This is a genomic window from Catenibacterium sp. CAG:290 (assembly GCF_000437715.1).
In the GTDB taxonomy this organism is placed as follows: Bacteria; Bacillota_I; Bacilli_A; order Erysipelotrichales; family Coprobacillaceae; genus Catenibacterium; species Catenibacterium mitsuoka_A.
In genome coordinates this window covers 51,005-76,464 of sequence record NZ_FR898783.1, presented here as the reverse complement: position 1 = coordinate 76,464, position 25,460 = coordinate 51,005, and the positions used below count along the sequence as shown (strand labels likewise).

General features: G+C 34.8%; 25 protein-coding genes. 2 read left to right on the top strand and 23 right to left on the bottom strand.

All coding sequences use genetic code 11. The features are described 5' to 3' along the window. The coding region (locus QVO42_RS03110) for a hypothetical protein (RefSeq protein WP_288163693.1) at window positions 1-1,520 on the bottom strand (1,520 nt) is incomplete at its 3' end. Window positions 1,521-1,995: 475 nt separating this feature from the next. Then, the gene (locus QVO42_RS03105; RefSeq protein WP_022424723.1) at window positions 1,996-2,574 is read right to left on the bottom strand and encodes an RQC-minor-1 family DNA-binding protein; all 579 of its coding nucleotides are present in this window, start codon (window positions 2,572-2,574) and stop codon (window positions 1,996-1,998) included. 259 nt (window positions 2,575-2,833) lie between these two features. Here QVO42_RS03105 and QVO42_RS03100 point away from each other — a divergent pair, with 259 nt between their 5' ends. Then, window positions 2,834-3,019 carry a cupredoxin domain-containing protein gene (locus QVO42_RS03100; RefSeq protein WP_022424722.1) on the top strand — a complete coding sequence of 62 codons (186 nt, stop codon included), beginning with the start codon at window positions 2,834-2,836 and terminating at the stop codon, window positions 3,017-3,019. A 218-nt stretch (window positions 3,020-3,237) separates the two neighbouring features. Here QVO42_RS03100 and QVO42_RS03095 read toward each other — a convergent pair whose 3' ends face one another. From QVO42_RS03095 to QVO42_RS03015, 17 genes are all read right to left on the bottom strand, one after another. Then, the gene (locus QVO42_RS03095) at window positions 3,238-3,477 is read right to left on the bottom strand and encodes a hypothetical protein (RefSeq protein ID WP_022424721.1); all 240 of its coding nucleotides are present in this window, start codon (window positions 3,475-3,477) and stop codon (window positions 3,238-3,240) included. 1 nt (window position 3,478) lies between these two features. Continuing rightward, complete coding sequence (rlmD, locus tag QVO42_RS03090) at window positions 3,479-4,825, bottom strand: 23S rRNA (uracil(1939)-C(5))-methyltransferase RlmD (protein WP_022424720.1); 1,347 nt, start codon at window positions 4,823-4,825, stop codon at window positions 3,479-3,481. Between the two features lie 46 nt (window positions 4,826-4,871). Next, window positions 4,872-5,528, bottom strand: a complete 657-nt coding sequence (locus QVO42_RS03085; protein WP_288163689.1) for a hypothetical protein — start codon at window positions 5,526-5,528, stop codon at window positions 4,872-4,874. A gap of 54 nt (window positions 5,529-5,582) precedes the next feature. Beyond that, complete coding sequence (gene gatB / locus QVO42_RS03080; protein ID WP_022424718.1) at window positions 5,583-7,016, bottom strand: Asp-tRNA(Asn)/Glu-tRNA(Gln) amidotransferase subunit GatB; 1,434 nt, start codon at window positions 7,014-7,016, stop codon at window positions 5,583-5,585. 2 nt (window positions 7,017-7,018) lie between these two features. Beyond that, window positions 7,019-8,461 carry an Asp-tRNA(Asn)/Glu-tRNA(Gln) amidotransferase subunit GatA gene (gene gatA / locus QVO42_RS03075; RefSeq protein WP_022424717.1) on the bottom strand — a complete coding sequence of 481 codons (1,443 nt, stop codon included), beginning with the start codon at window positions 8,459-8,461 and terminating at the stop codon, window positions 7,019-7,021. After that, the gene (gene gatC, locus QVO42_RS03070) at window positions 8,461-8,751 is read right to left on the bottom strand and encodes an Asp-tRNA(Asn)/Glu-tRNA(Gln) amidotransferase subunit GatC (RefSeq protein WP_006506605.1); all 291 of its coding nucleotides are present in this window, start codon (window positions 8,749-8,751) and stop codon (window positions 8,461-8,463) included. The genes gatA and gatC overlap by 1 nt, the downstream gene beginning before the upstream one ends. A gap of 10 nt (window positions 8,752-8,761) precedes the next feature. Next, window positions 8,762-9,871, bottom strand: a complete 1,110-nt coding sequence (locus QVO42_RS03065) for a CamS family sex pheromone protein (protein WP_022424716.1) — start codon at window positions 9,869-9,871, stop codon at window positions 8,762-8,764. Next, window positions 9,868-11,853: an NAD-dependent DNA ligase LigA gene (ligA, locus tag QVO42_RS03060; protein WP_022424715.1), complete on the bottom strand. Its 1,986-nt coding sequence runs from the start codon at window positions 11,851-11,853 to the stop codon at window positions 9,868-9,870. The genes QVO42_RS03065 and ligA overlap by 4 nt, the downstream gene beginning before the upstream one ends. A 61-nt stretch (window positions 11,854-11,914) precedes the next feature. Then, entirely contained in the window at window positions 11,915-14,047 is a 2,133-nt protein-coding gene (locus tag QVO42_RS03055) for an ATP-dependent helicase (RefSeq protein ID WP_022424714.1), read from the bottom strand. A 59-nt stretch (window positions 14,048-14,106) separates the two neighbouring features. Then, complete coding sequence (locus tag QVO42_RS03050; protein WP_022424713.1) at window positions 14,107-15,027, bottom strand: dihydroorotate dehydrogenase; 921 nt, start codon at window positions 15,025-15,027, stop codon at window positions 14,107-14,109. Next, a complete protein-coding gene (locus tag QVO42_RS03045) occupies window positions 15,020-15,778 on the bottom strand; it encodes a dihydroorotate dehydrogenase electron transfer subunit (RefSeq protein ID WP_022424712.1) in 759 nt (252 codons plus the stop codon). The genes QVO42_RS03050 and QVO42_RS03045 overlap by 8 nt, the downstream gene beginning before the upstream one ends. Window position 15,779: 1 nt before the next feature. Beyond that, window positions 15,780-17,045, bottom strand: a complete 1,266-nt coding sequence (locus QVO42_RS03040; RefSeq protein ID WP_022424711.1) for a dihydroorotase — start codon at window positions 17,043-17,045, stop codon at window positions 15,780-15,782. Between the two features lie 3 nt (window positions 17,046-17,048). Further along, window positions 17,049-17,528 (bottom strand): pantetheine-phosphate adenylyltransferase, encoded by a 480-nt coding sequence (coaD, locus tag QVO42_RS03035; protein ID WP_022424710.1) that lies wholly within the window; start codon window positions 17,526-17,528, stop codon window positions 17,049-17,051. After that, a complete protein-coding gene (rsmD, locus tag QVO42_RS03030; protein WP_022424709.1) occupies window positions 17,525-18,082 on the bottom strand; it encodes a 16S rRNA (guanine(966)-N(2))-methyltransferase RsmD in 558 nt (185 codons plus the stop codon). Before rsmD ends, coaD begins: the two co-directional genes overlap by 4 nt. Further along, window positions 18,063-18,434: a YlbF/YmcA family competence regulator gene (locus tag QVO42_RS03025; RefSeq protein ID WP_022424708.1), complete on the bottom strand. Its 372-nt coding sequence runs from the start codon at window positions 18,432-18,434 to the stop codon at window positions 18,063-18,065. Before QVO42_RS03025 ends, rsmD begins: the two co-directional genes overlap by 20 nt. After that, window positions 18,431-19,657 (bottom strand): FtsW/RodA/SpoVE family cell cycle protein, encoded by a 1,227-nt coding sequence (locus QVO42_RS03020; protein ID WP_022424707.1) that lies wholly within the window; start codon window positions 19,655-19,657, stop codon window positions 18,431-18,433. Before QVO42_RS03020 ends, QVO42_RS03025 begins: the two co-directional genes overlap by 4 nt. Continuing rightward, window positions 19,654-19,911, bottom strand: a complete 258-nt coding sequence (locus QVO42_RS03015) for a UPF0223 family protein (RefSeq protein ID WP_022424706.1) — start codon at window positions 19,909-19,911, stop codon at window positions 19,654-19,656. Before QVO42_RS03015 ends, QVO42_RS03020 begins: the two co-directional genes overlap by 4 nt. A gap of 119 nt (window positions 19,912-20,030) precedes the next feature. Here QVO42_RS03015 and def point away from each other — a divergent pair, with 119 nt between their 5' ends. Then, window positions 20,031-20,600 carry a peptide deformylase gene (gene def / locus QVO42_RS03010; protein WP_022424705.1) on the top strand — a complete coding sequence of 190 codons (570 nt, stop codon included), beginning with the start codon at window positions 20,031-20,033 and terminating at the stop codon, window positions 20,598-20,600. A 51-nt stretch (window positions 20,601-20,651) separates the two neighbouring features. On the opposite strand, the gene QVO42_RS03005 is transcribed toward def, so the two are convergent. From QVO42_RS03005 to ppdK, 4 genes are all read right to left on the bottom strand, one after another. Continuing rightward, the gene (locus QVO42_RS03005; protein WP_022424704.1) at window positions 20,652-21,077 is read right to left on the bottom strand and encodes a hypothetical protein; all 426 of its coding nucleotides are present in this window, start codon (window positions 21,075-21,077) and stop codon (window positions 20,652-20,654) included. A 33-nt stretch (window positions 21,078-21,110) separates the two neighbouring features. Beyond that, entirely contained in the window at window positions 21,111-21,731 is a 621-nt protein-coding gene (locus QVO42_RS03000) for a rhomboid family intramembrane serine protease (protein ID WP_022424703.1), read from the bottom strand. Next, window positions 21,724-22,722, bottom strand: coding sequence for a DNA-processing protein DprA (locus QVO42_RS02995; protein WP_288163680.1), 999 nt, complete (start codon window positions 22,720-22,722; stop codon window positions 21,724-21,726). Before QVO42_RS02995 ends, QVO42_RS03000 begins: the two co-directional genes overlap by 8 nt. Window positions 22,723-22,819: 97 nt before the next feature. Then, window positions 22,820-25,459 carry a pyruvate, phosphate dikinase gene (gene ppdK / locus QVO42_RS02990; protein ID WP_022424701.1) on the bottom strand — a complete coding sequence of 880 codons (2,640 nt, stop codon included), beginning with the start codon at window positions 25,457-25,459 and terminating at the stop codon, window positions 22,820-22,822. Window position 25,460: the final 1 nt, after the last annotated feature.

Genomic DNA, 25,460 nt, shown 5'->3' with positions numbered 1-25,460 from the left:
TCTGTATCTGGTTTTGGATTTTCTGATCCATCTGTGATTCTCCAAAGCTGAGTACCCCAGAATGGGTTAGCCATGCCAATAAATAAACCATTATCAGTAGGAACAAATGCACGTCCACCATGGTTATACTTATCATTAAATCCATTACGAGTTAATGCATCAAAGTGAACACCATCAGATGAAACCAATACATCACATCCTGCTTCCTGTTTAGACACAATCTGACTGCATCCATAATAGTATACAAAGTTTTCTACTGTACTATTCAAGATAATATCATCAATCTGTTTTTCAAGTTCCGGATTAATTTCATGTAATAATGGTTTAACAAATTTCTTATAGTTTTCAATGAGTTCATCATATACTTCAACAATATCTTGATCTACTTCTCTTGATCTGTTGTCTCCTTCTACGATATCTTTCATATCTTCTAGCTGATCCATCATTTCATCTACTGATTCATCTTCAGATGCAACTGCAACTCCAGAAGGATCCTTCTTTAAGCTTTCAAGAAGGTCTTCTACATAATCCATCTTCTTCTTGAATTCTTCAGGTGTCATTTCTGAAAGACTACCATCAGTGAGCTGTGTAAATCCTTTAGCAAGTGTAGTGATATCAAATGTACCAATAACAAGTTTATTGTTGTATTCAGAGAATCTCCATAAGTACTGCGTAGAAGCAGCTCCAAATCCATCATCATTGATTAATTCAATGTTTCCATTTTTATCCATACGATTTAAGCAGGCTGGATTCTTTAAATCCTCATAAAGTAAGTGGAAGTCTGCTTTATTACCAATTTCAGCTAAGTCAAGCATTGGGTCGTTATACCCACCAATATAAAGATGATCCTTATATGTGTAAAGATTACCAGCACATGACTGTTTCTTACCTAGACCAAATTCATATTTAGCTCCTTTAGATGTATCACCAATGATTGGAGTCCATTTCCACGAACCATCCTTTTGTGGATCACCACGATAGACTGCAAAGCCCTGCTTATGAGTCACACCAGTTGTCGCATCTGTCTTACCTGTAACCATAGATACATAAAGGGAACCATTGAATTCCGCAAGATCCCATAATCCACCACCATTGATGCTATCACGAATCCAGCATGCTGGCAGATTATCAAATGTTTCCTGGTTCGCAATGACTTTCCAGCTATCTACATTTTCAGGATCATCTGTTTCAAGAAGACGTACACCTTCCATTCTTGGATTATCATCCTTATAACGTACATCCTTCTTTGCGATTGCTTTAATGGCATTCTGATAAGCTTGTGGAAGCTGTGAACCATTTTTAAACATATGATCAGGATCAGCGCCATCAGTCGCAAGAGAAACGAGTAGTTTACCATTCATCACTGTTAAACCACGAATACCATTTGAAAAAGCTGAGTTTTCTGCAGTCTTTTGCATAACAACCTTTGTTGCTTTAGTCTTAGGATCAATCTGTAATAGACGAGATGTAGGATAACCAGCACATGCAAAGTATAATTTACCTTTGTATTCTATAGCCATTCTATATCCGTTCCAGTTAACGAATGCTGAACTTTCTTTTTCAACATAAACTAATTCTGTTTCATAAGTATACAATAGACGATTAAAAAAAATTTATTCCTCCTTCCTTTATATACCATTTTCAAAATAATACTTTTTTAATTGCCTATTACTTTCTATAAATAACAGTAAACGATAGCGGTTACATTTTCAATCCTAATTACCCTACAGACTGTTCCATATTTAGGTATTTGTGACATGTAATAATTAAATGTGAGGTTGTTTTGTTGGAATAATACAAATATGTAAGTGTATACGCTTACATATAATGTTTACATAATACTGTATTTGTAATTATTTAACGATAGAACCACAAAAAATGACATGATTAACATGTCGTATTGGACTACTTTGTTATAGATCTTCCAATGATACAAAAAAAGTGACAGTGCAAGATACATTTTGTATTTCTTGCCTGCCACTTTTTTCTTGACTCCTACACTTTATCTTTAATTGTCTTCTCTACTTCAATAATACGTCTACCAATTCTCTTTGTTTCTAATTTTTTATAAGCTTCTAAACAAGGAATAAATTCCTTATTGCCTTCTTCCTCAATAATATCAAGTATACGTAAAATAACCTTTCTATTTACTTTGATTAGCTTATGAATGACACGCGGATTATTTTCTTTTACATCCAAGCAGAATTGTTGATATAATTCCTTAGCAAATGTTTCCTTCTCTATCTCCCATCCTTCATCAGAAAATACCAATAAGGGAAGACGGCCATCATATTTTATTCTAAGATAATCCTCATCAATCATCCAATCAATATAATGCATAATATCAGCTAATTTCATATCATGATAATAGCCATAAGCAGGACACTCATTTAGTTTAAGTTCTAGTACCTTCTTATCCTTAGAACCTTTTAATATCTTAGCAAGCATATTTCTTCCTGCTTTCATAATACACATATCAGCCGCTCTTAAGATCATCTTGATATCTTCTGGAGATAGTTCTTTTACATTACCTGTATCAAGAACAACAGGTATTCTATTAACTCTTCTACTCATTGGTTATTTCCTCGCTTTCATATATAAATTTTAATACCACTCTGTTTATCATTCAACATAAAAGCTCTGTAAAGAGAATTACGATACAATTATCATATGCTTTGCACAAAGTCCATTTATCATTACAGGGAGCAGAAGTTAATTGTCATTTTTGAGATAACCATTTTGTTTACATATCATTCTAAATTAATTGTAAATTTTAAGATTGTATTCTTATATCACATTGCCTATAATAAAGTAGAAAATAGGAGATATCAGTATGCCCACTTCAAGTATTACTCATAATTTTGTTATATCAAAGCCAGATAGTGTAAAGCGTTTTGTAGATGCAATTGATGAAGCCGAGCGTGACCGCACACCTAAACAGACACTTCCTGGACGTCAGTTAACAAACCCACAGGAAATTTTAGCTTTAATGGCTAAAATGAAGAAACAACATGACTGATAAATAATTAAAACTTCTAAAAAATAGGTATTTCACTATCTCTTAGAAGTTTTTCTCATAACCAAATTTAATTGTATGTCTTCTTCTAATCGTTTAAAAGTTTCTTCAACAGAAATAGAATCATTATTTTTAGCATAGTTTAAGTCAATATTCATTATCTGATCAAATTCTACTTTTTCTAATATATAAAGCCCCCTACATACATAGGAGGCTTCACTTTACTTTTTATTCATATAACAACCACAAGGCATATCTGCTACTTCACCAATAGAAGGGTCTAATGCATAGACTTCTTCTAGAGATACAATTCTTGCATCATCTGTCGTATGTTCTTTACCACATAAGAACTGCCACATACCATCCTCATCATGAGAGATATAAGTAATAGGTTCTTCTTTATTTAATACATGACTGCATACTATACATGCAGTACGAGGATCATCATTAAATGGGAACATATTATTTACTCAACAATAAGATATTTTCGATGTGAGGAGTATGTGGGAACATATCTACTGGTTGTACATCTATTGGCTTATAACCCTTCTCTACCAAGTAAGTTAAATCTCTTGCCTGAGTCGCTACATTACATGAAATATAGACAATACGTTCAGGAGAGAGTGTAGTCAATCTTTCTAGGAATTCAGTAGAACATCCTTTTCTAGGTGGATCCACCATAACACAATCCACCTTTTCATTTCTTTCTACAAATTCAGTCATGAAATGACCTGCATCATCGCATACAAATTCCGCATTTGTAATATGATTTCTTTCAGCATTCTCTTTTGCATCTACAATCGCCTGTGGAACAACTTCTACACCGTAGACTTTCTTAACATGTTTCGCAAGAGTCAAAGAAATAGTACCAATACCACAATATGCATCAATGACTACATCAGTTGGTTGAAATTTTGCATATTCAATGGCCTTAGAATAAAGTACTTCTACCTGTCTTGGATTAATCTGATAGAAAGACTTCATAGAAATCTTATAAGTATTTCCTAGAAGTGTATCTTCAATATACCCTTCTCCATATAGTACCTTTTCTTCTTCTCCTAGAATCACATTATCATGACGGGAATTAATATTTTGAATAATTGTACGTATTTCTGGATATTCATGAGTTAAAGTATCAATGATTTCATGAATATGTGGGATTTTCTTCTTATATGAGATAAATACAACCATGGCTTCATTCTTATGATAGCTTGTCTTAGTTAATACATGCTTGATATTGCCTGTTTTAGTGAGTTTATCATAAGGCTGAATATGATATTTTTCAAACAATTCTTTAATACGTTTAATGACCTTATTAGAGAATTCATTCTGAATAAGACAGTAATCGTTATTAATGATATCGTTTGTACGTGCTTTATAGAATCCAGAGACAATTTGTCCATCCTGCATTCCAAAAGGAACCTGTACCTTATTACGATAATGATAAGGGTCTTGATCCATTAAACAATCATTGACTCTCAAGTCCTGATGAGCAATCTTTAAGAATGTTTCTTTCACTCTATTAGTCTTAAAAGACTGTTGTTCTTGATCTGACATATGCATTAAGGAACAACCACCACATTGTTTAAAACATTCACATTTTGGCTCTATACGTTCAATAGAAGGAGTCTGTAGTTCTACTACTCTACCTACGCAATAACTCTTAAGCACCTTAATAATCTCTATTTTAGCTGTTTCATGAAGTAATAGATTCTTCACAAAAATAGTTGTATTATCATGCTTTACTACACCTAAACCATCATGTGTATAATCGATACATTCACCTATAAATTGATCTCTCTTATTCATATATAGCCTCCCCGTTAAAAAAAAGCGATTTAAAATCGCTTTTTGTTTATTGTTCTGTTGCTTTCGCTTTATTTGTTGTTTCTTGATCCTTTACAGATGCAAGAGTAAAGGCGATATCATCCTTACCTGCCTGTTTTGTACCATACATTGGGAAATCAGTATCGTTACCACCAGTTAAATAAAGGTTTACTTCATACTGTTTTACACCATTATGCTTATTAAGTAATTCTGTATAGTCAGATCCTTCATAAGCCGATTGACCACCTTTAGAATCAAGGATTTTTACAACATCTTTTGAAATTTGTTCAGCAGTTTTAACTGATGTACCATTAGTAAATTCAATATCCACCTTGAACTGCTTACATGCTGTTTCAATATTCATAGATGCAATAGAACTATGTTTAGATTTAGCTTCGTTGACTGTATCATCTAAGACACTCTTTTGAACTATTACAAGTCCTTCACAACGTTCACCATATATAGCTCCTTCATCCTTTAAAGCACTATATAAATAGATTCCAAGTGCAAGTACAAGTACTGCAACGATTCCAAGCACAATATATCTTGTTTTAATTTTCTTTTTTGACTTATTAGAAGGTTTTATACCCATTTCTTTAGGAGTTGGCTTCTTTTCAGCCTTCTTCTTAGGTGTCTGGATAACTACATCTTCTTCATCATCAAAATGAAATCTTTCTTTGGACACATTAATCACCTACTTTACCCTTCTATTTTACCAAAGATATAAAGTAAAGTATAGTTATTTAATTCTTTCTTTAAGAAGTTCAACAAGTAACTTGTTAACCATACCTGGGTTAGCCTGTCCTCTAGACTTCTTCATAACCTGTCCTACTAAGAATCCTACAGCACGATCTTTACCATTCGCATAGTCTTCAATAGACTGTGGGTTGGCATCTAATACTTCATTCGCCATAGTTTTTAAAGCGTTAGGGTCAGAAATCTGCTTCATACCCTTTTCTTCAATGATCTTTTCAGGATCTTTATTTTCTGTCATCATTGGTTCAAAGACCTTTTTAGCCTGTTTAGAAGAAATAGTACCATCTTCAATGAAATTGATTAATTTAGCTAAATATTCTGGATTTAATTCAATATCATCATAAGACTGGTTATTCTTATTTAAGAAAGCTAAAACATCACCTAATAACCAGTTAGAAGCATTCTTATAGTTCTTAGTATATTTGATTACTTCATTGAAGTAATCAGACATAGACTTAGTAGAAACTAGAATCTTCGCATCTACCTTAGGAATACCATACTCTTCTTCATAATGTTTTTCTCTTTCTCCAGCCATCATAGGTAATTCATCTTTGATTTGTTCTACCCATGCATGATCTAATCTAATAGGTAAGATATTTGGTTCAGTATAGTACTTATAGTCTACGGCATCCCCTTTAGAACGCATCACTGTAGTCACTTTTTCTACTTCATCATATCTTCTTGTTTCCTGAAGAACTTCTCCTCCAGATTCAATGACTTCCTGCTGACGTCCTGCTTCATAATCAATAGCTTTCTGAACGTTGCTGATAGAGTTTAAGTTCTTGATTTCTGTACGTGTACCAAATGCTTCCTGACCAAATGGACGGATAGATACGTTAACGTCACAACGCATAGAACCTTCTTCAAGCTTTGCATCAGATACTTCTGTATATAAGAATACCTGTCTTAACGCTTCAAGATAAGCACTTGCTTCTTTACCTGAACGGATACAAGGCTTAGTAACGATTTCAATTAGTGGGATACCAGCACGGTTGTAATCAATTAATGAATAATCAGTTAAATGAAGCTGTTTAGCTGTATCTTCTTCCATATGTAATCTTTCGATATCGATACGCTTTTCTTCTCCATCTACTTCAATCATTAAATAACCATTACGTCCGATAGGTCTTTTATCCTGAGTAATCTGGAAACCTTTTGGAAGGTCAGAATAATAGTAGTTCTTACGGTCAAAGCATAGTAATTCATCAATTTCCATATGTAATGCATGACATACACGAATCGCAAATTCTACACCTCTTTTATTTAAACATGGTAATGTACCTGTCATACCCATGTCTACTTCATTGATCATTGTATTTGGATCTTCACCAAATGTAACTGGTGAAGCAGAGAACATCTTTGAATTAGTCTTTAATTCGCAATGTACTTCTAGCCCGATGACTCTTTCGTAATCCATCTTTAGTCCTCCCTCTTATACTGGTTCTTGAATCCTAATGCTTCTTCTAATGCATAAGCGCAGTTCAAGACAGTCTGTTCTTCAAAAATACGTCCTGAAATATTGACAGCGACTGGCATATTATCTACAAATCCAGAAGGGATAGAGATTGATGGTGTACCTGCAAAGTTGGCAAGACATAACCAGTTTTCAAGAATAATATATTCATCACTTAAATAATCTTCAGCTGCTTCATCAATTAAAGGTGCAACACCTCCGCCATTAGGCGCAATGATGATATCATAGTTTTCATAGATCTTATTTAATTCATCTACTACAAGTCTTCTGACTCTCTGTGCTTTTCTGAACATCTTTTCCTGATTTTCAGTGGCAAGAGCTAAGTTACCAAGAATAAATCTTCTCTTAATATGATCACCAAAACCATCAGTACGAGAATTGATCATAACATCATCAGGTGTATCACCCTGCTGTCTATCACCATACTTAACACCATCTAAGCATGAATGGTTACTTGTTGCTTCTGAGTTGGCAATAATAGTATATGTAGGAAGTAATGTCTTCATGAGTTTCTTATCCATTTCAACATCTTCTACTGTTGCACCAAGAGACTTTAATGTTTCAACAACATTTTCAAAAGTTTTCTTTACTTCTTCATTTCTTACTTCATTAGATACAGTTGTTAATACACCAATCTTTAAGTTAGAAATATCAGTAGTTAAGTTATCTAAGTAATGTGGTACTTCTCTATTTGATGAAGTCATATCACGATTATCTCTACCAGCTAATGCTTCAGTGACAATCGCCATATCACGTACATTTCTAGTAAATGCTCCAACATGGTCTAAAGAAGATGCATAAGGAATAACACCATAACGAGAGATTCTACCCCAAGTTGGTTTAAAACCTACAATCCCACAAAAACCTGCTGGTTTTCTAATTGAGTCACCTGTATCACTACCAAGTGCAAATGGAATAAGACCACTTGCAACAAGTGCTGCAGATCCTCCTGATGAACCACCAGAAATACGTCTTGTATCCCAAGGGTTGTGTACTGGACCAGTTAAAGCTGATTTATTAGTACCACCCATAGCAAGTTCATCCATAGAAGCCTTACCTACTAAACCAACACCATGCTTATTTAACAAATCAACAACATGAGCATTAAATACTGGTACATAATCAGCTAGCATCTTACTAGATGCAGTTGTCTTAATACCCTTAGTGTTGTAGTTATCTTTTAAAACATATGGAATATGTGATAAAAGATCATCAGTCATAGGAGCTTCAATAGCCTTGTATGCTTCATCTTCAGTAATAGTTACAAAGGCATTCAGTCTTTCCTGCTGTTTCTTTGCTTCTTTAAATAATTCTTTATAATATTCTTTTACATCTAACTCTCCACTTTTGAAAAGTTCATGTAATTCTTCAATAGTATGTGTCACCATTATCCTACCACCTTTGGAACTCTGATCTGATTACGCTGTACAGTTTTGCAGTTCTTTAATGCATCTTCTGTACTGATTACATGATTAGGTTCGTCCTCTCTTAAGAATGTTGTTTCAACCACATAAGGGAATGCGAGAGGTTCTACACCTTCAGTATCAATTTCATCAAGTGCCTGTACATGGCTCATGAATACTTCATACTGTTCTCTTAATGCTGGCATTTCTTCGTCAGTGATGTTGAACATGGTTTTTCTTCCTAGTTTTTTCAACATTAAATCTGTATCGTCCATAATTGACCTCCTACTGTTCTAATATAGATGTCTTTGCATCTTCACCTTTTTGTTTAATAATCACAGCCATCAATTCATCCTGTGAATACACAAGAACCTTGATATTAAAGTCCTGTGTGAATTTACTATTAATGTTATCAGCAATCACTGAAGTCAGATATAGTAATTCTGTATATGTCTTGATATTCAAGTGTGCTGTGATTTTCATTGTCTGGATCGTATCATCGATATAGTTGGCCTGCCCAACTAAACCGGCAGCTTCGGTAGAAGCTTTCTTCAAGTTAGACTTGATAGTTGCAAATTCTGATGCAGTGGCTGGGTCTAACTTAGTTGCACGAGTACTTGTAAAGTATACATTTTCATGATTTACATTCTTTAAAGTACCGACACTGCCACCTTCACAGAAAGATTCATAAATATAATTACCATTTGTTTCAGATATTTCATTATTATTCGCACGATAAATACCAATCATAACTGGAACATCTGCAAGTTTTTTCTTCTTTGAACGGATATATTTGTATGCTTTCTTAACACACTGCTGGGCATAGCTTCTTAACTTTTCATCACTTAAAGTAATTGCAGGAGAAGAAAGCTTTCCATCAATCTGTTCCTTAGGATCAAGAATAATAGCAACACTTATACCTTTCAAGGCATAACTAGAACCACTCTTCTTATAATAATCCTGTTCAGTGATATTAGACACAAGTACAGGGCTTTGTAAGCCTTCATATGTCTTACCACTTTCTATCTGTAATGTATCAGGATATTTCTTATCTTCTTCTTTAGTTCCTGCAGCATCTCTTTTTAATAGATTATTGTAATCAGTTGGTGTTAATTGTAATCCTTCTGATAAATAATAATCATTTGTTGAGAAATGCTTTGTTGAAAGAATCTGCAATCCTGAACCAATAGTAACTAAATCCTTTGTATTACTGAAGTTTAAATAGAACTTCTCACTATTCTTAGAACGACCATTGTTGATCATGTTGTAGTAATTACCATCAAATGTCTTTGCAGATGATTCTTTTGTACTATTTGATGTTTTTACAGTTTTGCTGGAGCATCCTGTCGCAAGAACGAGCATGATACTAACAAGAGCTTTTAAAAATTTTTTCATAGTCCGCTAGCCTCCTTAAATGCTGATTCGTTCATGATTGAAATACCAAGATCAACTGCTTTTGTATATTTAGATCCTGGATTTTCCCCAACAATCACTAAATCTGTTTTCTTTGATACACTTCCTGTGACATTCGCACCCTGGCTTGTTAAATAGTCTTTAATCTGCTTTCTAGTCATAAGTGTAAGTGTCCCAGTAATTACGACTGTCTTATCTCTAAATGGATTACCACCTGTATCACGTACCTTTAAATAATCCATATTTAAACCTAATTCTTTCAAATGAGCAATCATTTCTAGATTACGTTCATTACGCTTAAATGCTGCAAGAGAAGACGCAATTGTATCCCCTACATCCTTGATGCTTGTTAATTGTACATAATTCGCATTAAGAAGTGCATCCATAGAACCAAAATGATATGCAAGTGTATCTGCCATCTTAGCTCCTATGCCCTTAATACCAAGCCCAAATAGGAGTTTTTCTAAAGAATTAGCTTTACTATTCTCGATTGCCTCTAGTAGCTTATCCATGGATTTCTTTCCAAAACCTTCAATATCCATGATTTCTTTTTCATGTATATCCACATGATATATATCTTCAATACATGTCACAAAGCCTAAGTTATAGAACTGTTCGATGATCTTATCACCGAGTCCATCAATATTCATTGCTTCACGGCTGGCAAAATGAATCAGCTTTTCAATCTTCTTTGAATCACATTCTTCATTCATACAATAATAAGCTGCTTCATTAGGTTTTCTTACAAGTGGTGAACCACATTTAGGACATACTGTAATCATCTTAAAAGGTATTTCATGACCTGTACGTCTTTCTTTAATAGAAGAAACAACTTCTGGAATAACATCCCCTGCTTTTCTTACAATAACATCATCACCAATACGAATATCCTTACGGATACAATTGTCTTCATTATGAAGTGTCGCACGCTGTACGAGTGAACCTGCCACACGTACTGGTTCTAGCACTGCATTAGGTGTAATTTGTCCTGTACGTCCAATTGTAAAAACAATATCTTTAAGTTTAGTAATAACCTCTTCTGCTGGGAACTTGTAGGCAATCGCCCATTTAGGTACTTTTGCTGTATAACCAAGTCTTCTTTGTGAATTAAGATCATTAACCTTAATAACAACACCATCAATATCATATGGAAGTGTTGGTCTGAGTTTTGCAACTTCTTCAATATAGTTCCATACTTCTTTAATGTTCTTGCATTTACGTGTATAAGGATTTGTCTTAAATCCAAGAGCCTTGATCTTTTCTAAGCATTCATAATGTGTTGTTGCATTAAGTTGTGATGCTTCTGGCACATGATACAAGAAGGCATCCAGTCCTCTTTTTGCCGCTATACGACTATCTAATTGTCTAATACTACCTGCTGCTGCATTACGACAATTCGCAAAGAGAGGAAGACCTGCTTCAGTACGCTCTTCATTTAATCTTTCTAATGCCTTTTTAGGCATGATGATTTCACCACGTACTTCTAGTGGTCCATTAAAATCAATATGTAAAGGGATAGAACGAATAGTCTTAACGTTATGGGTGATATCTTCACCAATCGTTCCATTTCCTCTTGTTGCACCATATTGTAATACACCATCCTGATATACAAGTGATACAGATAAACCATCAAGTTTCAGCTCACATATATATTCAGGATTAGGAATTACATCTGTAACTCGATCATTGAAGGTATAGACTTCATCTTCATTAAAGATATCTCCAAGAGACATCATCATACGCTGATGTGTTACCTTCTTGAAACCTTCTAAGACCTCTCCTCCTACTCTCTGGCTTGGAGAATCTGTTGTAATCCAAGCAGGATTGGCCTGTTCAATTCGGATGAGTTCTTCCATTAAACGGTCATATTCCTGGTCAGTGACAGTAGGAGTATCCTGTACATAATATTCATAGTTATATTTATTTAATAAGGCTTTTAATTCATTAAGTCTTTCAAATGACATCTTACTCATTCCTTTTCTTTTCGTATTATAACAAAATTCTCTTCATAATAAAACTTAAAAATCAGTTTGATAAGCGCTTTAAAGCATGATGATTTCCCATTAAGGTCTTGATTCCATGAGGAACTTCAAAGGCAACATCGACAAGTGGTCCATTGACTTTGACAACAACACCCTTACCAAATATATCATGGTTGACTAAATCTCCCACCTTCCAGTCACTTACACCATTATCTCCAATTAAATCTGTGTAAGATTCATGAACATAATTACGTGTCTTAAACTTTGAAGGTCTTCCGACATGTTCGACATGGTCACGACCTATTTCATCTACAAATCGAGATGTCACCTTAGGAGATTGGGACACAAAGCTAAAGCCTTGGCTATCAGTCAAATAAAGACGTTTTTTAGCACGTGTAAAGGCAACGTAGGCAAGTCTTCTTTCTTCCTCTAATCCCTCATCTCCTCCTTCACTCATTGTTCTTTCAGAAGGGAAAATGCCTTCAGAAAGACCTGATACAAAGACATAGTCAAACTCTAGTCCTTTAGCCATATGAATACTCATAAGTGAGACATAGTCACCTGTCTTTTCTTCATCCTGAGATGTATAGAGAGCAATATCCTGTAAATATGATTCAAAATCAGGTGTTTCTGGATGAGTATTGACATAAGTATCAATAGAATTCTTTAACTCCATTAAGTTTTCAATACGGTTATCTTCCTGCCCATCCTTCATCAGTTTCAAATAACCTGTATCCTTTAATAGATCTTCATAAATATCAGCTAAGCTCTTATCAGAAACTCTTGCTTTCTCAATCACTTCTACAAGTTCTTTGAGTCCTTTTTTAGCTTTACCACCTATACCTGTTTCATCTAAGAAGAAGCAGACTGCTTCATAATTAGAGATTCCATGTCTTGAGGCTGTAAGGGTGATCTTTTCTAAAGTCTTCGCACCAATTCCTCGAGATGGTGTATTGACGACTCTTTCAAATGATAAATCATCACCCATAACGACTAATCTAATATAACTTAAAGCATCTTTGACTTCTTTACGATTAAAGAATTTTAATCCACCAAAGATCTTATAAGGAATCTGTCTGCGAATCATTTCCTGTTCAATAGAACGAGATAAATAATTCGCACGATAGAGTACCGCAATATGGGATTCAGATACACCGGATTGTGTGATCTTCTGAATTGTATCACAGATATATTTTGATTCTGCATCTTCACTTACTGCTGCATAATGAATAACTTTATCTCCTTCTTCTAATTCAGAGAATAAGTCTTTTTCTAATCTGTTCTTGTTTTTCTTAATGAGATTATTAGAGATATCAAGGATTGTTTTAGTAGAACGATAATTCTGATCTAGTATAACAGTTTTAACGTTTTGATAGTCTTTATCAAAGTTCATGATATAGTTCACATCACTGCCTCTAAATGAATAGATTGTCTGGTCTGGGTCTCCTACAACACAGACAATAGAATCCTGGGCAAAGTAATGAATAAGGTTGTATTCAATAGAACCAACATCCTGGAATTCATCTACATGGACAAATTGATAACGTCTAGACCATCTTGATACAATATCAGGATTATCCTGGAAGATCTTTAATGTATTGATTAAAAGGTCATCAAAGTCCATCATATTATGATCTTCTTTATATTTTTCATACATGGCATAGATTTCTGCTTTATGTTTTTCTCCTGGCATATTACCAGCGAGCTGCAGGGCTTTAGCAGGAGAAACAAAGTTAACCTTATATGAAGAAATATAGTTGATCATAGATTTGATACTGATTGATTTCTGATCTATTTCTTTTTCTTTATATAACTTTTTAATGAGTGATTTCTGATCTTCTTCATCCATAATAATGAAGTTATGAGGATAGCCAATGGCAGTAGAGTGTTGTCTAAGTACTCTGACACATAAAGAGTGGATCGTACAGATTGTTGTACCTAAAGATGTACCTAGAATGTTTTCTACTCTTGTTTTCATTTCATTGGCTGCTTTATTAGTAAATGTGATAGCGAGAATGTTATGAGGATTGACTCCTACTTCTTCAATTAAATATGCTATACGATATGTGACAACACGTGTCTTACCTGAACCAGCACCCGCAATGATTCTTAGGTGTCCATCTAGATAAGTGGCTGCTTCTAATTGTTTAGGGTTTAATAATTGACTAAGTTCCATATTTGTAATCCTCCATTCGCATCCTCTAATATAACATAAAAAAGAGTGCTTAGCACTCTTTATTTATATTGATGGGATTTTCCGATAATATCAGTGATATTTTCAATACCCATTGCATCTAGTTCATCATTCATTTCCTGAATAATACGAGGACATGCATATGGATCTACTAAGTTAGCACAACCAACCTGTACAGCACTTGCACCTGCAATCATCATTTCTATTGCATCTTTACCAGTAGAAATACCACCCATACCAATAACTGGAATATTAACTGCCTGAGATACCTGATAAACCATTCTTAAAGCGACAGGGAAGATTGCTGGTCCTGAATAACCACCTGTCTTATTCGCAATAATAGGCTTACCTGAATGGATATCAAAACGCATACCAACAAGAGTATTGATCATTGAGATACCATCAGCACCCGCTTCTTCTACTGCTTTCGCAATTGCGACTATGTCAGTGACGTTTGGAGATAGTTTGACATATAATGGCTTATTGATCACTGCCTTAACTGAACGAGTGACTTCTGCAGCCATGGCAGGATCAGTACCTATTGCCATACCACCTGCATGAACATTAGGACAGCTGATATTAAGTTCTAATGCGCCAATACAGTCTTCTTTAGTTAGTTTTGCAGCAGTCTGTACATAATCATCTACACAGCTGCCACCAATATTCGCAATAGCTTTTCCTGAATAGACTTCTCTTAGTTTAACTAATTCAGTCTTGATGACTTCATCAACACCTGGGTTCTGTAAACCAATCGCATTAAGTAAACCAGAAGGTCCTTCCGCAATACGTGGAAGTGGGTTACCATAGCGTGGTTCAAGAGTTGTCCCCTTTAAGCTCATAGAGCCTAATACATTAATATCATAGAACTTAGTAAATTCATAACCAAATCCAAAAGTACCACTTGCTGGAATAACAGGATTCTTCATATCAAGTCCTGGTAGTTTTACATGTAAATTAGCCATTGATAATCACCTCGTCTGAAGAAAGAACTGGTCCTTCTACACAAATTCTCTTATATGGTTTAGTTTTTACTTTACATGAACATCCCATGCAGGCCCCAAAGCCGCATCCCATTCTTGCTTCAAAAGAAAGAGAACCATTGTCTGGGAAGTTCTTTACTAATGCATCCAACATTGGTTCTGGACCACATGCATAGTAATGATCAAAAGTTAAGTTATTTTCTTTAATGGCATCAATAACAGTACCCTTAGTACCATAAGAGCCATCCATTGTAGAAATATAAGTAGGACAAAGTTTCTTGAATTCTTCTTCATAGAACACATCATAAGAACCATTGAATCCAAGTACTGCAGTCACCTTTACACCTTTTTCAATAAGTCTTTTTGCTAGACCATACATAGGTGGTGTACCACTTCCCCCACCTACGACAATCACTTCATTATAATCAGTATCAATAAAACCATTACCTAAACCGATTAACACATCTAGCTTTTCACCTGGTTTCTTTTCTGAAAGAATCTTAGTTCCTTCACCTCTAATACGATAAATAAGCTTAATATGTGTATCATCATAATCTAAGATACTCATTGGTCTTCTTAAGTATGGCTGAAGTGAGTCGTTGATCTTAATATTGATGAACTGACCAGGTGCTGTAATAAAACGAGCCCCTTCTCCTTCAAGTTCCATTTCAAATAGACCAGGAATTAATTCTTTATTGTAGTTGATTGTAAGAAAATCCTGATAGTTCTTCATGTTATTCCTCCACTAATAATTGTCCATCGACAATATTCATAATTAATGCACCTTTTACTTTCCATCCTAAGAAAGGTGTATTGCATGCTTTAGACTTTAAGTCTTCTTCTTTGATTGTATATTCCTTATTCAAGTCAAATGCACATAGATCTGCCTTCATACCTTCTTCAATAGAAGCATCTAAATTTAATGTCTTAGCAGGTCCAGTAGTAAGACAATCAAGAACTGTCTCTAATTTAATTAATCCTTCTTCTACAATATATGTATAAATAAGTGGGAAAGCATGCTGTAAGCCAATGATTCCAAATGGTGCTTTATCAATTGGTTTACTCTTTTCATCTCTTGCATGAGGAGCATGGTCTGTCGCAATAACAGTAATGACTCCATCATTCACTGCCTTGATGATTGCATCACGGTCTTCTTTTGTACGAAGAGGTGGATTCATCTTATAGTTAGGATGACAATCCTGAATGTTATCTTCTGTCAAAATTAAATGATGAGGTGATGTTTCACCACTAACTCTTTCACCACGTGCACGACTTGCACCGAGTAAGGCCACTGTTTCTTTTGTAGAAATATGACAGATATGATATCTATTGTGAATTTCATCTACAAGATGTAAATCACGATCTACCTGTTTATATTCACTTGCACTATTGATACCAATTAAGCCATGTTCTTTCGCATAATGACCTTCATGAATACATCCACCATGTAATTCTGATTCGTCTTCACAATGAGCAACAATGATAGAATCAAGAGCTTTTGCACGGGTCATAGCTTCCTTCATCTTTTCATCCTTCTGGACACCTTTACCATCATCAGAGAAACCAAGCACAATAGGCTGTTTGATATTTTCTTCCATATCAACAACCTTCTGGCCTTTGAGTTCTTCTGTAATCGCACTATAGGTATATGTTTTTACCTGTGCATCCTTTTCACAACGTTTAGTGAAGTCTTCAATAGTTTCCTTGTCATCCATACAAGGTAATGTATTGGCCATTGCAACAATAGTACCATATCCACCATAAAGTGCAGATGCACTACCTGTAGAAATAGTTTCTTTATGTTCAAAGCCAGGTTCACGAAGATGTGTATGGATATCAATAAAGTTATGAGATAAAAGTGCTCCATGAAGATCAATGACTTGATCTGCTTCTTCATTACATGCACCAATCTTCTTGATGATGCCATCTTCAATCAATACATCTGTATCACTAAATGCTTGATGACGATACAAATGTGCATTCTTTAATAATAAACGCATAATCTACCCCCTGTATTTTTCTATTAGTTTTTCTTCAACACATGCCGGTACAAGTCCTTCTACACTATGTTTATGAGATACGATTTCTTTCACAAATGAAGAAGATACAAATGTATAAGCAAGACGTGTCATTAAAAAGACAGTTTCAATGCCGTCATCTAAATACTGGTTTGTAAAGCACATGAGAGACTCATAGTTATAGTCTTCTGTTGCACGTAAACCACGCACTAATACCTGTGCCCCTACTTCCCTTGCATACTCTACAGCAAGACTACTGCTTTCGTCAATGACAACATTAGGAAACTGCTTCGTTGCTTCTCTTAACATCTCCATACGTTCTTCTACAGTAAATAAGCATGTCTTATGTGGATTAATAAAAATAGTCACATAAAGTACATCATACATCTTAGATGCACGTTCAATAATATCAAGATGGCCATTGGTCACAGGATCAAATGTCCCTGTATATACTGCTTTTATCACATTGCAGCCTCCTCGTATTTCACAATCTGTAAACAAGTAATACCATAATTATTTTCTTTAATGAGTCTAAATGGTGCTTCATATTCAAGCTTCTCTTCAGTTAAGTCTTCTACCACAATAATACAGCCATCCATCAAATTTCCATTATCCTTTAATGTATGAATAATATCCATATTAACTTTCATACCATAAGGTGGATCTAATAATACAAGACTAAACTTGATTCCTTCTTCCTTAAAAGTACCTAAAGCTTTACGATAATCAGCCTTTATTACATGCGCATTTGTAATCTTTAAACTATTAATATTTTCTCTAATAACCTGAAATGCCTTATATTGTTTATCCACAGCATAAAGTTCATCCATTCCTCTACTTAATGCCTCTATACCTAGACCCCCACTACCTGCAAATAAATCAAGACAAATTCCTCCATCAAAATAAGGACCAATCATGTTATAAAGATTCTCTTTATTTTTATCTGTCGTAGGACGAGTTAATTTTGTAGGGACAGCCTTTAACTGTCTACTTTTATATTTACCTGCTATAACGCGCATAACTTCTCCCAATCCTTCCCTTTGCGAGTTCATCACTGATATCATCAAAGACAATATCTGTAATTTCATCTAACATCTTATTGAGTTCACTATAAGACTCTAAATAAGCATTCATCTCTGGCAAACGATATAGTTCTCTTCTTATATCTGTGATACGTTGTTGGATATGACTCGTATCACAATAGCTGCCAAAGCGTGCAAGATCTTCCTTTTCTTCCTTAAGTCTATTCATCTCATTCATCAAAGATTTAACATCTGGATGATCAAATACACTTAAAGAAGAGTGATAGTTTTTAAAACATTCTTCTTCTTTAATTGCATCAATAAGTTCTTTTATTGAGTCATAAATCATAATGATTTCTCAATTGCCTCCTGCTTCTTTTCACGATTATATTTCGCAATAATAGCCTGAGCTATACCAATTCCTATTAAAGCAACTAAGGTAGATGTACCACCTGCACTAATTAATAGGAGAGGCACACCAGTCATCGGAATAAGTCCTGATACACCACCAACATTAACCATTAAATGAACAAAGAAATAACTTGCAATTCCAATAAGTGTTAATTTTTCTCTTGAATCCTTAATCGCAAAAGCATATCTAAAGAGTCTATAAATAATAATAGAATAAGGAATAAAGAAGGCTGCAAAACCTACAAGCCCTAATTCTTCTACAATAATAGATGAAATAAAGTCACTCTGTGCTTCTGGGATATAACCAAATTTCATAATAGAGTTTCCAAACCCACGACCAATCAAGCCACCATTTGTATATCCTACAAAACCATTGATGATCTGATAGTTAGTACCATAGATATCTTTTAATGGATTCAGCCATGATGAAATACGTGCCATCTGATGACTCTTTAAGAAAAAATTATGAAACAGAATAAAGATAAGCACTAGAAACAATACTCCAACTAAGCCAATAATCTTAAAGGGACGATAGTATTGAGATGGTGTCGCAAAGAATAGGCATGTTGCCATAACGAATAATATCAAACCACTTCCCATATCCTTCTGTACCTTCCAACAGATTAAAAATGCGAAAATGACAAGAAAGGCTGGAAAGAACACACAGACAACTGCTTTACGCCAGATAAGTTTATTTCTTTTCTCTTTTGATAAGCGTGGAGAAATACGTATCTGATCTGGTAAGACGCCAAATATATAACTCAATAATATAATCAAAGTCAGTTTCATAAACTCTACAGGCTGAATAGTAAATGGTCCTATCTTGATCCAGGCATGAGAATTATTGATTGTCCACATTAAACAGGCAATCATCAAAATAATACAAATACCATAAGTGACAAGCATTAATGTTTCTGATATACGACGTGTTTTATAGGCACGCGCAAATAAGAACATAAAACCTAAGCCTACTATAACGAATAAACATTGTTTCAATAGGTTTTTAGTCGCAAAATTAGAGCCTTCACTTGCCGACATACCTACAGAAGCATCTCCAATCATCACAATCCCAAATAATGCGAGAAAAATCGTACAGGCATAGATTGTTTTATCTGTACCAGTACGTTTAAACATCATTTGTATCTTCTTGATGAAGTTCATAGTTTAACCCACTCTTCTTCCTGAGAACGTTTAAATACTTTATAAATAGAGTAGCCAGATGCTTCTTCAAAAGCTTTATCTAATTGTTTTTGTAATGCTTTTGAATCTGCAATAGACGTAAATGCACGGTAATGTTCCATGAATTCTTTAGAACTTATACCTTCTTCATAAGCCTGTTCTACTGCATTATATAACCCAACAACCTCGATAATTTCTTCTGTTGACCAATCTGGTTCTAATGGATAATCATACATGTTAAAATACCTCCTATGTTAAAAATATTATACATGAAATAGGCTTAAAAGAAAATAGGGTATACATAATTGGAAAAAGCGAAGGAGTCTGTTATAATGACACAGAGGTGAAACGAAGAATGTTAAGCATGAAAAATGTAATCGATGATAAAAATCCTTTAATTCGTGAGAAATCTAAAGAAGTATCTTTACCATTAAGTGATGAAGATCGTCATACTTTAATGGAAATGTATCAATATCTTGTAGATTCTCAGGATGAAGAAAAAGCTGAAAAGTATGATTTAAGACCAGGTGTAGGTATTGCGGCTATTCAGATTGGTATTCCAAAAAGAATGTGTGCAATTTATATTCCTTCTGTAGATGAAGAAGGTCATATTGTAAAGTGTGATCAGTGGGCACTTGTTAATCCACGTATTGTCGCAAATGCAGTGAAAGTGGCTTATTTAAAGAATGGTGAAGGATGTTTATCTGTTCCTGAAGATCAGCCAGGTATTGTACCTAGAAGTGCTAAAGTGACTGTTAAGGGATATGATGCCTTAACTGATCAAGAAGTGACTATTGTTGCAAGAGGCTTTACAGCTATCTGCTTACAGCATGAATTAGATCATTTTGAAGGTATTCTTTACTATGATCATTTTAATAAAGAAGATCCAAAAGCACCTATTCCAAATGCGATGGTGATTGAATAATACTCCTTCGGGAGTATTTTTTTATGCATTAAAAAAGACAGCTTCACGCTGTCAATAATAATTTCTACATATATTAATCATATCATCTACATAGATGACACCGCCATTGATCGCATTATCTGATAAATGGGCATGAAGTTCTATTGGAAGTTTACAGCAGTATTGTTCACGCATAAGCGGAAGATCCTGCTTCATACATAAATCAGACATATCATCTAATGCCTTTGATGAGAACATGAATGTAGAAAATAAAGCAATATTCTTTACATAGTGACGATCAAGCTGCATAATGAATTGTTCCACTTCCTTTGGTTTACCAAAGCATGGACAATCGAATCCTAATACAAGAAGATCAACATGGGCATGGAAATCAAAGTCCTGAAAGGAAATTGCCTGTGTTCTTGCAGTTTTTGCCATCTGTGATGCAAGAATATGTGCATATTTACTTGTATGACTGTAGACAATCGCAATATTCATAGACTCACCTCTTGTATAAAGTATATCAACGCTTTATGAACTATAGAAGAACTTCTGTCTTTTTCTTTTAGTAATATAAAGAATAATGTAAGCTGAAACAAATCCTCCAATCATACCACTTACATGACCGGATAATGATATTGTCGGAACAACAAAAGAAATAAATAACATCAATAAGACATTCATTCCTAAGTTTCTTGCAATATCGCGAAGTTGTGTAGGATAGAACAAATAAAGTGCACCGATAGCACCAATGATTCCAAAGATTACACCACTCACACCACCACTTACTGTATGGGCTCCAATGCCCAATAATAAATATGCAATATAAGGAAGACCAGTGGTAGAAAGCATGGATACAAGTATGACTATCAAATACTTTTTAGAACCCATCAAATATTCTACAAAACAACTGAGATTATACATAGAATAACAATTCACTACTATATGCATTAATCCAAAATGAATAAAGTTTGCAGTAATCAAACGATAATATTGATGAGTAACTTGAACATAGTATGGATTAAACCCTCCGCAAGCTAAGCCCTGCATCGCATTCATATCAATACTAAATAATAAGGTTGTTCCTATATAAGTAAGTATACATAATGCAAGTAGTGTATAAGTAACAGGATATTTTTTTATATTATTCATGTTTATCCTCTATGAATTCAAATATTGTCATTTGATCAATACTTGGATCATCTTTCTTAATAACTGTTTCATGATTATCTAATATTTCAGCTAAAGTAACTTCTGATTTTAAATCTTCATCAGTAAAATGGGCCTCTCCCATTTCAATAAGTCTAATATTACCACTATAATCCAATGTTTCATAAACAAGCTGTCTTGTCCAATGAGAATGGATATTCTGAATAGAAGTAAACCAGACAGGACCACTACCAATATGCGTACCTGTTACTATCTGGGCAAAGACCATACCACATATATAAAGATTCTTATCTAATGCATGAGTAACATCAAATAAAGCATATGGATCATTGGCAGTCATAATAACTAATTTATTCTGTTTAATATATTTAGAATACAGTCTAATCTTATCAAACATATGATCTGCGACAAATAATACCGCATTCCCGTTATTAGTCAGCTGTGTTCTTAGGGCAAGTTCTTCTACACCCTTAGAACCACCAACGACAACAATATAGCCTTCCTTTGAAATTTTTTTCATAATTTCTTTAGTGACATGACGCATTGTCTTGTTCATCATCTGTGGACCAGCAACTGATATATTAACACCATAACTTAAAGATAAATCACCTATATAGCTAATGACTAAAGGCATCTTAGTCCCTAATACTCTTAGACTTGCAGGATAATCTTCTTCATAGATAGTTGTGACACCAATATCCTGGTTTTCTAAATTCTGCAGTGCATAAAAAAGATCTGGTAAGAGCTTTTGTCTCTTTTCTATCTTATGAGCTGTAAATTCATCTAAACCTATGATCTGGGTTAATGTATCAATACTCATCCCTGTAATCATACTTGGTTCTTTATGGGCTGATTTTAATTTTTTCTCTATTTCCTGCCACTCCTGTGTACTTATAGGCTGCGTGGAACTTGGAATCAAATCACCACAGCATAATATTAAGGCAAGACTGTTTAATGTAAGTTGTAATTTCATATTCTTATATTCCTGCTTAAATGTCATTATATCATATAATTTTGACATAAAAAAGTGGCCGTTCATAAGAACGGCCTAGTGAAAGGATAAGTAGTTATTACAAAATACCCATTTTTTCTTTTACAGCAGCCTGAGCAGCAGCAAGTCTTGCGATTGGTACACGGTAAGGTGAGCAAGATACATAAGTTAATCCAATCTTATGGCAGAATTCTACTGTCTTTGGATCACCACCATGTTCACCACAGATACCAAGTCTGATATTAGGACGAGTTGATCTTCCCTTTTCAGATGCAATCTTCATTAATTCACCAACGCCTTCCTGGTCAACAGTAGCGAATGGATCATGTTCATAGATATTCTTAGAATAGTAATCGCCTAAGAACTTAGCAGCATCATCTCTTGAGAAACCGAATGTCATCTGAGTTAAGTCATTAGTACCAAATGAGAAGAATTCAGCTTCAGTTGCAATCTTATCAGCTGTGATTGCAGCTCTTGGAATTTCAATCATAGTACCAACTTCATATTTCATATCTAATCCGCTTTCAGCAATTAACTTATCAGCAGTCTTAACAACTACATTCTTAACATACTTTAATTCTTTAACATCACCAACTAATGGGATCATGATTTCTGGAGTGACTGGATGTCCTGTTTCCTTAGTTACGTTGATTGCAGCTTCGATGACAGCTCTTGTCTGCATTTCAGCAATTTCTGGATAAGTAACAGCAAGACGGCATCCTCTGTGACCCATCATTGGGTTGAATTCTTTTAATGATTCTACTCTTTCCTTTAATGCTTCGAAAGTCATACCTAAGCTTTCAGCTAATGGTTTGATTTCTTCATCAGTATGAGGTAAGAATTCATGTAGAGGTGGATCTAAGAAACGGATATTAACACTATATCCATCCATAGCTTTGAATAATTCTTCAAAGTCTCCTCTCTGGTATGGAAGAATCTTTTCTAATGCTTCCTTACGAGTTTCTACATCTTCTGCAGTGATCATTCTTCTGAAGTTGAAAATTCTTTCTTCTTCGAAGAACATATGTTCAGTACGGCATAATCCGATACCTTCAGCACCAAATGTAGCAGCCTGTTTAGCATCTCTTGGAGTATCCGCATTAGTTCTTACTAATAATTTTCTTTCTTTATCAGCCCAAGCCATGAATGTTTCAAAATCACCACTAATTGCAGCAGGAACAGTCTTGATCTTCTGAGCAAATACTTCACCAGTAGAACCATTTAATGATACATAATCACCTTCAGTTAATACTGTACCATCTGGTAATGTTAAAGTCTTCTTATCTTCAGAAACTCTTAATACTCCACAACCAGCAACACAGCAAGTACCCATACCACGAGCAACTACTGCAGCATGAGATGTCATACCACCACGTACAGTTAAGATACCTTTAGCTAAATTCATACCTTCGATATCTTCTGGAGAAGTTTCATTACGTACAAGGATCATATCCTGCACACCATTTGCATGTGCTTCCTGAACATCTTCAGCTGTGAAGTAGATATGTCCAGTAGCAGCACCTGGAGAAGCAGCTAAACCTGTAGCAACAGCCTTTGCAGCCTTGTAGTCTTCTTTATCGAAGTTTGGATGTAATAACTGGTCTAACTGTTTTGGTTCAACTTTTAATAATGCTTCTTGTTCATTAATCATGCCTTCATCAACCATGTCAACAGCAATCTTTAAAGCAGCCTGAGCTGTTCTCTTACCGTTACGAGTCTGTAACATGAATAATTTACCATCTTCAATTGTGAATTCCATATCCTGCATATCTTTATAATGGTCTTCAAGAATATGACAGATTTTCTGGAACTGTTCATAACATTCTGGCATAACTTCATTTAATGTAGCAATTGGCTGAGGTGTTCTGATACCAGCAACAACGTCTTCACCCTGAGCGTTCATTAAATATTCACCGAATAATTTATTTTCACCAGTTGCTGGGTTACGAGTGAAGGCAACACCAGTACCTGACTTATCACTTCTGTTACCATAAACCATCTGCTGAACGTTTACAGCTGTACCCCAAGAACCTGGGATATCATTTAAACGACGATAAGTGATGGCACGGTCATTATTCCAAGAACCAAATACTGCTTCAACTGCAGCTAATAACTGTTCAAGTGGTTCCTGAGGGAAATCAACACCTGCATGTGCTTTATAAGCTTCTTTATAAACTGCAACAACTTCTTTTAAGTCTTCGGCAGTAAGTTCAGTATCGAATTCAACACCTTTTTCTTCTTTAATTGCATCAAATTTATGTTCGAAGTCTGATTTAGGGAATCCTTTTACAACGTCAGCAAACATCTGGATGAAACGACGATATGAATCATATACGAAACGTTCATTTCCAGTTGTTGCAGCAAATTCCTTAGCTACTTCATCATTTAAACCTAAGTTTAATACTGTATCCATCATACCTGGCATAGAGATTCTTGCACCAGAACGTACAGATACTAATAATGGGTTCTTTGGATCACCTAAAGTTCTTCCAGTGATTTCTTCAAGCTTTTTAACGTGTTCAACGATCTGTCCTTTAATATCATCTGAGATCATTTTTCCGTCTTCATAATATTGTGTACAAGCTTCTGTAGTCACTGTAAATCCCTGAGGTACAGGTAAACCGATACCTGTCATTTCAGCAAGGTTAGCACCTTTACCACCAAGGAGATTACGCATATCCTTGTTACCTTCGCTAAATAAGTAAACATATTTTTTCATA